This is a genomic window from Collinsella sp. AM44-11, assembly GCF_003467145.1.
In the GTDB taxonomy this organism is placed as follows: domain Bacteria; phylum Actinomycetota; class Coriobacteriia; order Coriobacteriales; family Coriobacteriaceae; genus Collinsella.
In genome coordinates this window covers 101,876-116,579 of the sequence record NZ_QSFE01000001.1, presented here as the reverse complement: position 1 = coordinate 116,579, position 14,704 = coordinate 101,876, and the positions used below count along the sequence as shown (strand labels likewise).

The 14,704-nt window shown below is 58.8% G+C and carries 10 protein-coding genes and 1 tRNA gene; 5 read left to right on the top strand and 6 right to left on the bottom strand.

Going from position 1 to position 14,704, the window contains the following annotated elements; all coding sequences use genetic code 11:
* Positions 1-10: 10 nt before the first annotated feature.
* The 6 genes from DW943_RS00525 to DW943_RS00500 form a co-directional block, all read right to left on the bottom strand.
* A complete protein-coding gene (locus tag DW943_RS00525; protein WP_117861879.1) occupies positions 11-1,231 on the bottom strand; it encodes a glycosyltransferase family 4 protein in 1,221 nt (406 codons plus the stop codon).
* Entirely contained in the window at positions 1,228-1,929 is a 702-nt protein-coding gene (locus tag DW943_RS00520; RefSeq protein WP_117861878.1) for a sugar transferase, read from the bottom strand. Before DW943_RS00520 ends, DW943_RS00525 begins: the two co-directional genes overlap by 4 nt.
* Positions 1,930-1,996: 67 nt before the next feature.
* Positions 1,997-2,548, bottom strand: coding sequence for an antiterminator LoaP (gene loaP, locus DW943_RS00515; RefSeq protein ID WP_233543538.1), 552 nt, complete (start codon positions 2,546-2,548; stop codon positions 1,997-1,999).
* A gap of 772 nt (positions 2,549-3,320) precedes the next feature.
* Positions 3,321-3,396: transfer RNA gene (locus DW943_RS00510), tRNA-Ala, on the bottom strand.
* A 55-nt stretch (positions 3,397-3,451) separates the two neighbouring features.
* Positions 3,452-4,108: a thiamine diphosphokinase gene (locus DW943_RS00505; RefSeq protein ID WP_117861876.1), complete on the bottom strand. Its 657-nt coding sequence runs from the start codon at positions 4,106-4,108 to the stop codon at positions 3,452-3,454.
* 9 nt (positions 4,109-4,117) lie between these two features.
* Positions 4,118-4,807 carry an HAD family phosphatase gene (locus DW943_RS00500; protein ID WP_117861875.1) on the bottom strand — a complete coding sequence of 230 codons (690 nt, stop codon included), beginning with the start codon at positions 4,805-4,807 and terminating at the stop codon, positions 4,118-4,120.
* 331 nt (positions 4,808-5,138) lie between these two features.
* Between DW943_RS00500 and glgB the strand changes: the two genes are divergently transcribed.
* The 5 genes from glgB (at position 5,139) to glgA (ending at position 14,662) form a co-directional block, all read left to right on the top strand.
* A complete protein-coding gene (glgB, locus tag DW943_RS00495) occupies positions 5,139-7,382 on the top strand; it encodes a 1,4-alpha-glucan branching protein GlgB (RefSeq protein ID WP_117861874.1) in 2,244 nt (747 codons plus the stop codon).
* A gap of 94 nt (positions 7,383-7,476) precedes the next feature.
* Positions 7,477-9,903, top strand: coding sequence for a glycogen/starch/alpha-glucan phosphorylase (locus tag DW943_RS00490; protein ID WP_117861873.1), 2,427 nt, complete (start codon positions 7,477-7,479; stop codon positions 9,901-9,903).
* A 105-nt stretch (positions 9,904-10,008) separates the two neighbouring features.
* On the top strand, positions 10,009-11,157 hold the full coding sequence (locus DW943_RS00485; protein WP_035138263.1) for a glucose-1-phosphate adenylyltransferase: 1,149 nt from the start codon (positions 10,009-10,011) through the stop codon (positions 11,155-11,157).
* A 4-nt stretch (positions 11,158-11,161) separates the two neighbouring features.
* The gene (glgD, locus tag DW943_RS00480) at positions 11,162-12,289 is read left to right on the top strand and encodes a glucose-1-phosphate adenylyltransferase subunit GlgD (RefSeq protein ID WP_117564079.1); all 1,128 of its coding nucleotides are present in this window, start codon (positions 11,162-11,164) and stop codon (positions 12,287-12,289) included.
* 90 nt (positions 12,290-12,379) lie between these two features.
* Positions 12,380-14,662 (top strand): glycogen synthase GlgA, encoded by a 2,283-nt coding sequence (gene glgA, locus DW943_RS00475; protein ID WP_199572703.1) that lies wholly within the window; start codon positions 12,380-12,382, stop codon positions 14,660-14,662.
* Positions 14,663-14,704 lie beyond the last annotated feature (42 nt).

Below are 14,704 nucleotides of genomic sequence, written 5' to 3'. Positions count from 1 at the left end.
TGTTTTCCTTTCAGTTTCTTGAACCTTGTTTGACGGCATCGGACAGGATGCGGGTCATCTTTTCAGCCATGATCTTTCGCGAGAACTCGCGTGCCATGAATTCGACGGCGGATTTGCTCATTCGGTTAAGCTCGTCAACAAGGTCTTCTTTCGAGGCGAAACCCACCAAATGGCGAATGTCTTCCTCCGCCGAGTCGCACAGGACTACGCCCGCACCGCTTCTGCGCACGAGTTCGGACGCATCTCCTTCGGGTCCGATGAACAACACGGGGACGCCGCGCGCGAATGACTGGAATATCTTTGATGGGATGGTTCCCGCGAATTGATCACTTTTTTGGAGAGAAACTACGGTCATGTCGACTCTCGCATACCGTGCCTCGAGCTCCGACATGGGAATGCCGTGCTCCAAGCCGAGAAAGTCGAGCTTGCCAGCATCCATCATTCGCTCGATCTCAGCACGGGCTGCACCCTCGCCAATCAACTCATAGCTTGAAACAAAGCCCTTCTCCGCGAGTCGCTTTACATATTCGACTGTTTCCGGCACGTTTTGGGACAGCCCCATGGTCCCGAAGTAACCCAAGCGAAGCGGGCGATGCCATTCATGCTCACAAGGAACAACATCCGCGCCATTGGGCACGACCGATATCATTTCCGAAGAGACGCCTTCCGCAGAAAGGTCTTTCTTGAAGCCGTCGGTAAGTACAACCACGTGATCGGCGACTCTACAGAAGGAAAGCTCAAGCGCCTTCATAGCAGCAGCCTTCGCGCCCTTGTTCCCCGTCGCCATCATCTGCTTGTAGGTCAGATCGCGAAACTCGATGACCAGAGGAAGGCGATGCTTCTTGGCATAATGCACACCAAGCCAAGCGGAGAATACCGTGCCGCTTGTGACAAGAACCACGTCATAATCCGTGCCAACCGGAGATCCAGTACGTAGGTTTTTGAGCCCGCCCAGGATGAAGCTAATTCCAGACTCGATTCGCTTCTTAAAGCTAGTGTTAGGCTGAATCTTTGAAGCTGAACGAAAGACGCGAATACGCCCCATTCGTTCTTCTCGCAGGGGAACCATGTCATAACCGTCATAGAGTCTTCCTGTGGGATAATTAGGCCAACCCGTAAAAACAGTAACGTCATGGCCAGAATCTGACCAAATATCAGAGTGATCCTTGGCTCTGAAGGCGGCAGCAATATTCTCTGGACTAAAAAATTGAGTGAAGTAGAGAATCCTCATTTACCTGTAGCTCCCTTCCCAAACATTGCACCGAAAGTGCCGGTAAAGCATTTCCAGTCAATGCTGAAACACCTGTTCCGCACGTAATGAAGCTCAATCTTCTGGCGCAAGCCGCTCTCGAACGTTGCAGCGTTACGGTCGGTGGCCTGCCACAGGCCCGTAATACCGGGCTGGACAGAGAGCAGCTCAGCCTTTTCCTCATCGGAAAAGTGCTGTTCAAGTTCGTCTCTTGTTATGGGACGCGGACCGATGACGGAAAGGTCGCCGTTCAGCACGTTCAGGAACTGCGGCATCTCATCAATGGAGCACTTGCGGATGAACTGCCCGACTTTGGTAATACGGGGATCATCGTCGACCTTGCGCTCGACTTCCCACTGATGCAGCTGCTCAGGACTCAGATACTTCTGGACGTTGCCGGCATCCGCAACCATGCTGCGAAGCTTAAGGATCTTGATGGTCTTACCGCCCTTGCCAACACGCTCCTGCGAGTAAACAGGGCTGCCAGAGGACTCAAGACAGATGAACGCACACACGACCACAATGGGAATGAAGAGCACAACACTCACGCAAAGGCTAAATACAAAATCGAAAAGTCGCTTAACAAATCGATAAGCCAATGTACCGCTCGGCTTAATTACTAAAGTAGCTGGCTTAGCTCCAACAGCTGCGGCACCGCTATATTCCGTTTTATCTATCATAATTTACTTCAAACCTACGTCCCCGCCCCCGGGGATCCTCCCTGTCCCGTTAAGCAGTCGCCAGCAGCTAGGCAATCGCCTTTTTAAGGTTTCGCATGACGCGCTGCTCGTTTGAAAGCACCGCGAGGCCAACGCGCGTAGTTACGCGTCGGCCACACAGGTCGAGCTCCAAATAGGCAGTGCTCTTGCGTCTGTTAATGGTTTTGATAAGGCCTTCGTGGCCCAACAGTGGACCTGCCGTCACTACGACCTGGTCGCCGTCTTTTAAGGCCTCGCTCATGGGCACTACGCGGTCTCCTCTATTGGTAAAACTGCCAATGAGCTGGGTCTCTTCTTTTGCCAGCGGCACAAACTGACCGTCCTGGGATAACACCCGGGCAAAGTCGTCCATGCGCAGCAGATACTGTTGCACGGTGCGGGGATCTGCCGTGTCGCAGATAAGGTAACCGGGAAAGAGTGGCTTGGTCGTATTGACCCATTCGCCGTGTATCTTAATCTCGGTTTGATATTGGGGATAAAAGAGCTCTTGCATGGCACTCGCCGGCACCACGCGCTCGATGCGCTCGCGCATTACGTCTTCGCGACCATTAGTGACCTGGATCACATACCACACGAGCACCACCCCCCTTGCTGTCTTACGTGTGGCTCACGGGATTTGGGTATGGCTTCGCCAGGGCGCTCATGCGCGAAGGCGCTCCATATTCAAACCCTGAGCCCAGTTAGACAAGCACGTGGCTCTGCCCCACCGTGAACGGTATGTATAAAAGCAGTTGCTAGAGACGCGGACGTGTATCGCAAAATGACCGCGTCCCCAGCTGACTGCGTGCGATCCGGTCAAGTGATTTCAAAACTGGACCGCACGCAAACAGCTGAAGGACTGCTACGTTTTGCCATGCAATCTATTAATTATTTGCACCTGTGAATTAACTCAATACAAATAAACAACGTCGCATGACTTCTTTATTGGAGCTCGTGGTTTTTCTGACACCGCCGTTACGGCCGGATGCTGATCGACCCTGCGCTTTGTGGCTTGCTGGAGCCGTGAGCACAGTTGAACTCATGTAACGTTAGGTATCCTAGCACAAGCTGGTAGCGAAACTGATTTGGCTTGTGGCGAACAACATATCGTTCATTTAGCGTGCTTAAGGGGGTTGTTTTGGGATGTTGTTCACGTTGATGCAGGTTATTGGGGCGTTGGCAATAATTGGGAGCGTTCCTGAAGCCCAACTGGAGCAGCGAGCTACACTGGTAATCGCGTTTGGATAACAAACTATGTACAGACATGGGAAATAAATTGTGCAACTTTTTGTTGGCGTAGGTGGGGTTTGTGGCGTATGACGTTTTCGCATGAAAAAAGGTCTTCGGAATACCGAAGACCTTTGCATTCACAATGGTGGAGACGAGGGGGATCGAACCCCTGACCTCTTGACTGCCAGTCAAGCGCTCTCCCAGCTGAGCTACGCCCCCGTGACGAGTAGATACTATAGGGGAAGTTGACGCGACGTGCAAGGACTTTTTTGGGTCAGACTCCAAATGCCCATTGATATAAGTAAGCGATGGCGGTGCCGGTGTGGACTTGGATCGTGGCTGTTGACCTAACGACGTTGCTGATGCCCGTGTCGGCTAGTAGACCTAACGAAGCGTGATCTAGCTCCCACTCTAGGCCGCGTTCGCTTACCACCGTCCCAGGGGCTATAGCAATGATAGAGAACGTCTTGTCCACGACGCCCTCGATGGTCCACGATTCGCCTTCATGCAGAATGCGGGCCGTGATCTCGTCCTCGGCAATCCAGACGGGGGCGTCTTTGTAGTTGGCTAGTAAGCCTAGGACGCTTAGGGCCATATCCGGGCGGCCACCGGTGGCGCAGGTCGCAACCACTTCGGCACCCGTCCAGCGACGGCGGACGGAGTCGAGCGCCAGCGCCAGATCGGTATAGTCCTTGTACGGGTCGTGGCGCTCTACTTCAAAGGCTTCGGCGGCATCGACCAACGCGCGGCCCGCATCGCTCACCGTGTCGGCATCCCCCACATAGACGTCGCAGCTCAGGCCAGCGCCCAGTAGCGCATCAAGTCCGCGGTCCACGGCGACAATGTGGTCGCACTCCCCTGCTAGCCTACGCAACAGATCCGCGCTCGCAACCACGGGCGAGCCACAGACCACTAATACCTTACAAGCCACAGCCCTCGCCTATCCCTCAAACGCAAGCACGCGGGCCAGATCCAGCTCCTCGTAGCAGTCGATAAAGATATCGCAGTTGGCGCGCACATCGTCGCGCTCCATACGGCCATGCGGGTCATAGATACCCACGCGCTTAAAGCCGGCGGAGCCAGAGCTCTTTAGGCCAAAGACGGCGTCCTCAAACACCCATGAGCGCTCAAACTTGTGCCCATGGCGCCCCTCCAGACGGCGAAGCGCCAGCTCGTATACGTCGGGGAACTGTTTGGAACGTCCCGCCTCGCCCGTGGTGGTCACAAACTCCATGTAGGCATCGAGCCCGGCGCCCGCAAGCGCAGACTTAACCAACTCGGCCGGCGTGGACGTGGCAACGCACATGACAATGCCCGCCGCCTTCGCCTGCTCCAAAAATGCCAGAAGCCCCTCGCGCGGCGGCACCCTGGAGTAGACATCGATCAAAATGTCGCTCAGCTCGCGATACAGCTCCTCGCCATTCTCGCCAATGCCCCAGGTGTCGTGGTAGGCCTGGCATTCGTCCTCCAGCGAAAGATGCTCAAACTGGGCAAAATCGTCGACCGTCACGTCAACTCCGTGGCGGTGCAATAACTCGGGCTGGGCATAGGCCCAAACGGGGGCGCTATTAACCAGTGTGCCGTCGCAATCGAAAATAAAAGCGACATTGGGAGCGGCGGTCTGGGACATAAATGTACCTTTCGATGTCAAATGGTAAACAACCTGCTAAAAACGTTTTACCAAACGTCAAACCAACAATCAAAAAACCCTTATTGGTAAAACTGTCAAGAGTTTTACCATCGCAATTCTGCCAGTGGTCTAAACATGGCGCTTACCGATTAAACGCCGCCCAAAAACCACTTTCCTTCATAAAAGTAACGTACAGGTGTTATCGTAGTTTCTGCCGAAAGTTCCACCGAGCACGCGAGGTGGAACGAATCATAGAACTATCGCCGTCCCTTCGATTCGTGCAGCCTTGGACCTTTCGCATCTAGTCACCAAGGCAACACGCTGCCGCGTCATGATGGGATCAAACGTGAGCGATACAAAGCTAAAGCCAGCAACTAAAAAGCCCGCTACCCGTAAAGCCGCCCCGCACGCACCGGAACTCTCCAAGGACGATGTCTACCTGTTTGGCATCGGCACGTGGGAGCGCAGCTGGGAAAAGATGGGCGCGCACCCCGACACGCAGAACCGTACGCGCGGCTGGCGCTTTTGCGTTTGGGCGCCCGATGTAAAGAGCGTGCATGTCATTGGCGAATTTAACGACTGGGATGAAGAAGCCAACCCGCTGGTGCCCGTGCATACGAGCGCTATCTGGGAAGGCTTTATTCCTGGTGCCGAGCAGGGCCAGCTGTATAAATATCTCATCGAGACCAACGAGGGCGAGAAGCTCTACAAGGCCGATCCGTACGCCTTTAAGGCTGAGTGCCCTCCGGGTACCGCCAGCGTGCTGTGGACCCTCGATGGCTATAAGTGGAACGACACCGCGTGGCTCAAGCGTCGCGCCGGCCACAACCACATGTCGCAGCCGCTCAACATCTACGAGGTGCATATTGGCTCGTGGAAGCGCCACGGCGACGCCCCGCAGGGCGAGCCGGATGAATACGGCAACTACCCCGGCCCCATGGACCCCTTCCCCGCGCAGCGCGGCGAGTTCTACACCTACGACGACCTGTCGGTGGAGCTCGTGGACTACGTGCGCGACATGGGCTACACGCATATCGAGGTCATGCCGCTTATGGAGCATCCTTTTGACGGCTCCTGGGGCTACCAGACGACCGGCTACTATGCCGCCACGTCGCGCTACGGCAACCCGCAGCAGCTCATGCACTTTATCGATGCGTGCCACGAGGCAGGCATCGGCGTGATCATGGACTGGGTGCCCGGCGGTTTTTGCGCCGACTCCCACGGCCTTGCCACCTTTAACGGCCACATGTTGTTTGAGCACGAGATTCACCCCAACTGGGGCACGCACAAGTTTGACTTCGCGCGCGGCGAGGTCCGCTCCTTCCTGGTCTCCAACGTGCTGTATTGGCTCGAGAACTTCCACGTTGACGGCATTCGCATGGACGGCGTGTCCAGTATGCTGTACCTCAACTTTGGCATCGACGATCCCGGCCAAAAGAAGTTCAATAAGTACGGTACCGAGGAGGACTTGGACGCCAGCGCGTTTATCCGCCAGGTCAACTGCGCCGTGGAGGCCCACTACCCTGACGTGATGATGATGGCCGAGGAGTCCACCGCGTGGCCGCTCGTGACCTACCCGCCGCAGGACGGCGGCCTGGGCTTCCACTACAAGTGGGACATGGGCTGGATGAACGACACTCTGCACTACATGCAGACCGATTTTCCGTGGCGCCCCGGCAACCACGGCCTACTCACGTTCTCCATCATGTACGCCTTTACCGAGAACTTTATTTGCCCGCTGAGCCACGACGAGGTCGTCCACGGCAAGTGCTCGCTCATCGGCCGCATGCCGGGCGACTGGTGGCGCCAGTTTGCCGGTCTGCGCACGCTGGCCTTCTACCAGATGACGCACCCCGGCGCCAAGCTCAACTTTATGGGCAACGAGATCGGCCAGTTTATTGAGTGGCGCTATTACGAGTCCATCCAGTGGTTCCTGACCGAGGAGTATGAGACCCACCGTCATCATCAGGCGTTTATCAAGGCGCTCAACCACCTGTACACCGCCGAGCCCGCCCTGTATGAGCGCGGCTACACCGACGACGGCTTTACCTGGATCGATGCGGACAACTCCAAGCAGTCCATCGTGAGCTTTGTGCGCCAGGGCGAGGACGTCGATGACGACCTGGTGATCCTGATCAACTTTGACCCGGCGAGCTACGAGAGCTTCCGCGTGGGCGTGCCGCGCGAGGGTGACTGGGAGGTCATCTTCGATTCTGACCGTCCTGAGTTTGGCGGCAGCGGCTATGCCGGCGAGGAGCCCTATACCTGCTCGAGCGAGCCCTATCCCCGGAACGGGCAGATGGACTCCATCGAGATGAAAGTGCCCGGCCTGGCAGGCGTGGTGCTTAAGCGCCGCGGTCCCAGCAGCTATAAACCGCCGGTGGTTGAGGAGCCCAAGGCTGCGTCTAAGAAGCGCACGTCCTCGGTAAAGCCTAAGCCTGCGGCCGCCAAGAAGGCTCCGGCTAAGGCGAAGGCCAAGGCAACCAAGCCCGCCACGGCCAAAAAGACAACCACCAAAAAGGCCGCTACCAAGGCCAAGTCTGCTTCTGTTAAGCCGTCTGCCAAGGATGCGTAACAAAACCGTTACAGCTGTAATTACCCGCCCCGACGAGGCGTAGGATACAAGTCATAACCGTTCCGGGAGAAACATCCCCGGGGGAAAGGAACGTATGAATAAGATCTTCGACAACAAGCAGGAGTTTACCGAGCTCTATCGCGATGCCGTCATGAGCATCAGCGGCAAGAGCGTCGGGGCCGCGAGCGACCTGGACCGCTTCAACGCCCTGGCCAAGCTCGTGGCCGAGAAGGCGCGCACCGTTGCCACCAAGAGCGACGCCCGTGTGACCGCCGAGGGCAAGAAGCGCGTGTACTACTTCTCGATCGAGTTTTTGATCGGCCGACTGCTCGACAACTACTTGCTCAACTTTGGCGTGCGCGACATGGTCGCCGAGGCGCTCGACGACATGGGCTTCGATCTGTCCGTCATCGAGAACCAGGAGCCCGATCCGGCTCTGGGCAACGGTGGCCTGGGCCGTCTGGCCGCATGCTTCCTGGATTCGATGGCAGCCGAGGGCATTGCCGGCTACGGCAACGGCATGCGCTACCGCTACGGCCTGTTTAAGCAGGAGATCGTCAACGGCAGCCAGGTCGAGGCCACCGACGAGTGGCTTACCCACGGCTATCCCTGGGAGGTCCGTCGTCAGGATAAGGCTGTGACCATCAAGTTTGGCGGCCGCGTCGAAGGCTTTGAGGAGGATGGCCGCACGTTTTACCGCACGGTGGACACGCAGGATATCCTGGCCGTCCCTTATGACATCCCCGTCGTGGGCTATGCCGGCGAGACCGTCAACAAGCTGCGCGTCTGGGCTGCCGAGCCGGTCGAGGAGCACTTTGACCTGGAGGCCTTCAACCGCGGCGACTACGCCCTGGCCGATGCTGAGCGCGCCGAAGCCGAGGCCATCAGCGCCATCCTCTACCCCAACGACGCCGGCGAGCACGGCCGTCTGCTGCGCCTGAAGCAGGAGTACCTGTTTGTCTCGGCCGGCATCTACAGCCTGCTCGACACCTTTGAGAAGGAGCACGGCGAGAACTGGGAGCTGCTGCCGCAGTTTGTGGCCATCCACACCAACGACACGCACCCCGCCATGTGCGGCCCCGAGCTCATGCGCATCCTCATCGACGAGAAGAAGCTCGAGTGGGACGACGCCTGGAACATCGTGACGCAGGTCGTGAGCTACACCAACCACACCATCCTGCCCGAGGCTCTGGAGAAGTGGCCCATCGGCACGTTCTCCAAGCTCCTCCCCCGCGTGTACCAGATCATCGACGAGATCAGCCGTCGTTGGCACGAGTCGTTCGACACCACGCAGGAGGGCTGGCAGGAGCGTCTGCGCCAGACCGCCATCCTGTGGGACGGCGAGATTCGCATGGCCAACCTGTCTGTGATCTGCAGCCACAGTGTCAACGGCGTGGCCAAGATCCACTCCGACATCATTAAGAACATCGTGCTCAAGGACTTCTATGCCCTGACTCCCGAGAAGTTCAACAACAAGACCAACGGCATCTCGCACCGTCGCTTCTTTGCCGAGGCCAACCCCACCTACGCCAAGCTCGTGACCGAGGCCATTGGCGATGGCTGGCTCAAAGACGCCTTTGAGCTTGAGAAACTCAAGGAGTTTAAGGACGACACCGAGTTCCTGAAGGCCGTGGGTGCCTCCAAGCGCGCTAACAAGGAGCGCCTGGCCGCCTACGTCAAGGCCGAGACCGGTCTGGTTATCGACCCCAACACCGTCTTCGATGTCCAGGTAAAGCGCTTCCACGCCTATAAGCGCCAGCTCATGAACATCATGAAGGTGATGGACATCTACAACCGCCGCATCGCCGATCCTAACTTCCACGTGACGCCGACGACCTTCATCTTTAGTGGCAAGGCTGCCTCGAGCTACACCTTTGCCAAGGAGACCATCCGCCTCATTAACTCCGTTGCCGACGTCATCAACAACGATGCCCGCGTCAATGAGGTCATGAAGGTCTGCTTTATCCCCAACTTCCGCGTGAGCAACGCCCAGCTCATCTACCCCGCCGCCGAGATCTCGGAGCAGATCTCCACGGCCGGCAAGGAGGCCTCGGGCACGTCCAACATGAAGCTCATGATGAACGGCGCCATTACGCTGGGCACCCTCGACGGCGCCAACATCGAGATCGCCGACCTGGCCGGCCGCGAGAACGAGGCCATCTTTGGCCTGACCGCCCCCGAGGTCGAGCAGCTCTGGGCGTCGAATAGCTACTTTGCGTGGGACACCCTCAACAACGATCGCGAGCGTCTGGGCCGCGTGATGGACGAGCTCAAGGACAACACGTTTGCGGGTCTTTCGGGCAACTTCGAGAGCATCTACAACGAGCTCATGAACAACAACGACCCCGACCTGGTCATGGCTGACTTCCGCAGCTACGTTGATGCATGGGAGAAGCTCACGAACAGCTACGGCGACCAGGAGACCTGGAACCGCAAGGCCCTGCTCAACACCGCCTCCTCGGGCTGGTTCTCGAGCGACCGCACCATTCGCGAGTACCGCGACGAGATCTGGCACGCGTAAAGGCGCGCGAGCTCCCTTTGCCGTACGGCATTACTCGACGGGCGTGACAGAGCGCCGCGCCCGTCGCTAATGGGTTAGGAACATCGATGACAGAAGGAGAAATCGATGAGTAAGAAAGAATGCATCGCGATGCTCCTCGCAGGAGGACAGGGCAGCCGATTGGGGGCACTCACCCAAAAGATCGCCAAGCCGGCGGTTAGCTTTGGTGGCAAGTTCCGCATTATCGACTTTTCGCTGTCCAACTGCTCCAACTCGGGCATCGACACGGTGGGCGTTCTGACGCAGTACCGTCCCTACCTGCTGCATGCCTACGTGGGCTCCGGCGAGGCGTGGGATCTGGACAGCCGCGACGGCGGCGTGTCGATCCTGCCGCCGTACGAGACGCAGACCGGCGGCGCCTGGTATGCGGGCACGGCCGACGCCATTACGCAGAACCTGGACTACATCAAGGCCAACGACCCCAAGTACGTCCTGATTCTTTCGGGCGATCACCTGTATCGCATGGACTACCGCAAGATGCTCAAGACGCACATTGAGAACAACGCCGACCTCACGGTGAGCGTTATGCCCGTGCCGTGGGAGGAGGCCAGCCGCTTTGGCATCCTGACCACCGACCCCGAAGACGGCCGCATCACCAAGTTCACCGAGAAGCCCGAGAAGCCCGATTCGAACCTCGCGTCCATGGGCATCTACATCTTCTCGGCCGACGTGCTGATCGAGGCGCTCGAGGAGGACGCTCTGGACCAGCGCTCGAGCCACGACTTTGGCAAGGACATCATCCCCAAGCTGCTCGGTGAGAACAAGCGCCTGTACAGCTATGAGTTCCACGGCTTCTGGAAGGACGTCGGCACCATCGCCAGCTTCCATGAGACCTCGATGGACCTGCTGGGCAACAACCCCGAGTTCGATTTGTTCGACAAGAACTTCCCCATCATGTCCAACATCACCACGCGTCCGCCGCACTACATTGGCCCGGACGGCCGCCTAGACGACTGCCTGGTCTCCAATGGCTGCAAGATCTACGGCACCGCTCGCCACTCGATCCTTTCGACCGATGTCATCATCGAGGAGCGCGCCGTGGTCGAGGACTCCGTGCTGCTGCCGGGTGCGCACGTTAAGAGCGGCGCGCACATCTGCCGCGCTATTTTGGGCGAGAACTCCACGGTCGAAGAGGGCGTGAAGCTCGGCTCTGTCGATACCACCAAGGATACGGCCGTCGTTGGAAATGACGTCGTTATCGGGAAGGGGGAATGATCCGATGATCAATCGCAAGGCCATCGGTTATATCACCGCTAACTACTCTTCGTCCTACGGCAGTGTCCTGCTCAAGGACCGCCCCATCGCGTCCGTTCCGTTTTTGGGCCGCTACCGCCTGATCGACTTCCCGCTGTCCAACATGATGAATGCCGGCATTAAGACCGTCGGCGTCGTCATGCCGGGCAACTACCGCTCGCTGATCGACCACGTGGGCTCTGGCAAGGACTGGGGCCTGGACCGCAAGAAGGGCGGCCTGTTCATGGTGCCCGGCAACGCGTATGGCACCACCAAGGGCGGCATGCGCTTCCTGCTGCGCGACATCATCTCCAACAAGACGCTGTTCCAGCGCTCGGAGAAGCCCTATGTCGTGATGATGGGCACCAACATCATCTTTAACATGGACCTCAACACCATCATCGAGGCGCACGAGAACTCCGGTGCCCAGATGACCGTGGTGTACTGCAAGGCCACGCGCAACGTCGATGACGAGACCAAGCTCGAGATTAACGAGAACGGCCGCCTGACGGGCGTGAGCGCCGGCGTCGTGTACGGCGACAACGCGTCTATGGATTGCTGCATCGTCAACCGCGAGACGCTGCTCGAGATCATCGACCACTACCAGGCCGCCGACTATCTGGACCTGCTCGAGGCACTCCAGGGCGACTTTGGCAACATCGACGTGTGCAGCTACGAGTACAAGGGCGAGGTCGTGGGCGTATTTAGCGAGAAATCGCTGTATCGCCGCAGCATGGACCTGCTCGACCAGACCGTGGCCGACCAGCTCTTCGATCCCGAGCGCCCGATCCTGACCAAGGCTCACGACGTGCCGCCTTCGCGCTATGCGACCGGCAGCCACGCCTGCAACTCGATCATTTCGGCCGGCTGCATCATCAAGGGCACCGTGCGCAACTCGATCTTGTCGCGCGGCGTCGTGGTTGAGGAAGGCGCCTCGGTGACCAACTCGATCATTAACCAGAGCTGCATCATCAAGAGCGGCGCACGCGTCGAGAACGCCATCCTGGACAAGAACAACGTGGTTCCCACCAACACCGAGCTTCGCGGCACGCCCGAGAACATCCTGGTGCTGGGCAAGGCTCCGTTAACTTCCGACACCACCATCGTACGTTAACGTTGGCACCGCAACATCGCTCGTAACATGTAGAATAGCCGCCCGGTTAGCGCCAGGCGGCTATTCTCGAATTGCAACATGGGAGACAATATGGCTGATTCCAGCAAAAAGATGCAGATCGTGTTTGCCTCGGCCGAGTGCGCACCGTTTGTGAAGACCGGTGGCCTGGGCGACGTGGCGGGCTCGCTGCCCGCGGCGCTTGTGCGCGCCGGCGCCGAAGTTATCGTGATGGTGCCCAAGTACGCCACCATCAAGGACGAGTACAAGGCGCAGATGGAGCACTTCTCCGACTTTTACGTGAGCCTGGGCTGGCGCAACGAGTACTGCGGGCTCGAGAAGCTCGAGCACGACGGCGTCACTTATATGTTCATCGACAACGAACGCTACTTTGCGCGCGACTATCCGTACGGCTTCTTTGACGACGGCGAGCGGTTTGCGTTCTTCTCCAAGGCCATCACCGAGAGCCTGCAGCACCTGCCGGCCGGCTTTGAGTGCGACATCCTGCACTGCAACGACTGGCAGACGGCACTAGCGCCCGTGTTCTTGCGCGAGTTCTACCAGGGCCTGCCGCTGTATGACCGCGTCAAGACCGTGTTCTCGATCCACAACGTGGCGTTCCAGGGCCAGTTTAGCGACACCGTGATGGAGGACATCCTGGGTGTGGCGCATATTCCCGCTGCTGCCTCGCAGCTGCGTTGCGACGCATGCAGCGTCAACTATATGCTGGGCGCGCTGCGCTATGCCGACGCCATCACCACAGTGAGCCCCACCTATGCCAACGAAATCCAGACGCCCGAGTTTGGCGAGGGCCTGGACGGCGTGCTGCGCGAGCGCTCGTACGCGCTGCAGGGCATTTTGAATGGCATTGACGTGGCGGGCTTTGACCCGGCGACCGACAAGCGCATTGCCGCCAACTACACCGTGGAGGACCGTTCCGGCAAAGCCGTATGCAAGGCAAAGCTGCAGGAGGAACTGGGGCTCGAGGTTCGCGACGACCGCCCGCTCATGGTGATGGTCACGCGCCTGACGCGCCAAAAGGGCATGGACCTGGTCATGTACGCGCTCGACCGCATTCTGGCCGGCGGCGTGCAGTTGGCCGTGCTGGGCACCGGTGACCGCGACTACGAGGACGGCCTGCGCTACTTCCAGGACAAGTACCCCGGCACCATGGCCGCGCGCATCGAGTTCGATCCCGCGCTGTCGCAGCGCATGTATGCCGCCGCCGACATGTTCCTAATGCCTTCGAAGTTTGAGCCCTGCGGCCTGTCGCAGATCATCGCGATGCGCTACGGTACCCTGCCCATCGTGCGCGAGACCGGTGGCCTGAAGGACACTGTGATCCCGTACAACGAGTTTACCGGCGAGGGTACGGGCTTCTCGTTTAGTAACTTTAACGGCGACGAGATGGGTGACGCCGTGTTCCGCGCGGCGCGTCTGTTCTGGGATAACCGCGACGCCTGGAACCAGCTGGTAACGCAGGCCATGAGCCAGGACTTTAGCTGGACGCGCTCGGCCGACAAGTATCTGGGCCTGTATTTCTTTATGCATCCGGAGATTGAGAGGCCGGCACCCGTGGTTGAGGCTGCGGCTGTCGAGGAACCCAAGGCTGAAGAGAAGCCAGATGAAGCTGACCCCGTTAAGGCCGAGCCTGAGGTGAAGGCTGAGGCTACTCCCGAGCCCGAGCCTGAGGTGAAACCCGCCGCGAAGCCTGCGGCCAAGAAGACCACGACGCGTAAGACGACGGCCAAGAAGGCCACGACCACGAAGGCCGCTGCGAGCAAGACCACCGCTGTCAAGACAACGACCTCGCGCAAGCGCACCACCGCAGCTGCCAAGAAGGCCGCCGAAGCCGAGGCTGCTCCCGAGGTAAAGGCCGACGCCGTCGAGGCTAAGGCTGCGGCAAAGGCACCGGCCAAGGCCGCTACCAAGAAGACGACTGCGACCGCCAAGAAGGCAACAGCTGCCAAGAAGATCACAACAACGAAATCGACGACCACGAAGGCCGCCACAACCAAGGCAGCCACAAAGCCGGCCGCCAAAGTCGAGGGGACACCCGCCGAGCCCAAGGCCGAGGCAGCTGTCGAGGCCAAGCCGACCGCCAAGACCACCACGCTCAAGCGCGCAACGACGACGGCCAAGAAGTCCACGACCAAGGCTGCTGCTCCCAAGGCAGAGGCCAAGGCCGAGGACAAGCCCACAGTAAAGGCCAAGCCGGCACCGAAGCCCGCTGAGGTCAAGACCGCTCCGAAGGCTACGGCAAAGGCCGAGCCTGTCAAGGAGGCCCCGGTCTCCCCCGCCGCTTCGGCCGAGGAAAAGGCTCCGACCAAGAAGACCTCCGTCCGCAAGGCAACAGCCACCCGCAAGCGCCGCTAATCCAGACGATCCAAAACCTCATCAAACCCTAAGCAAGGGGCG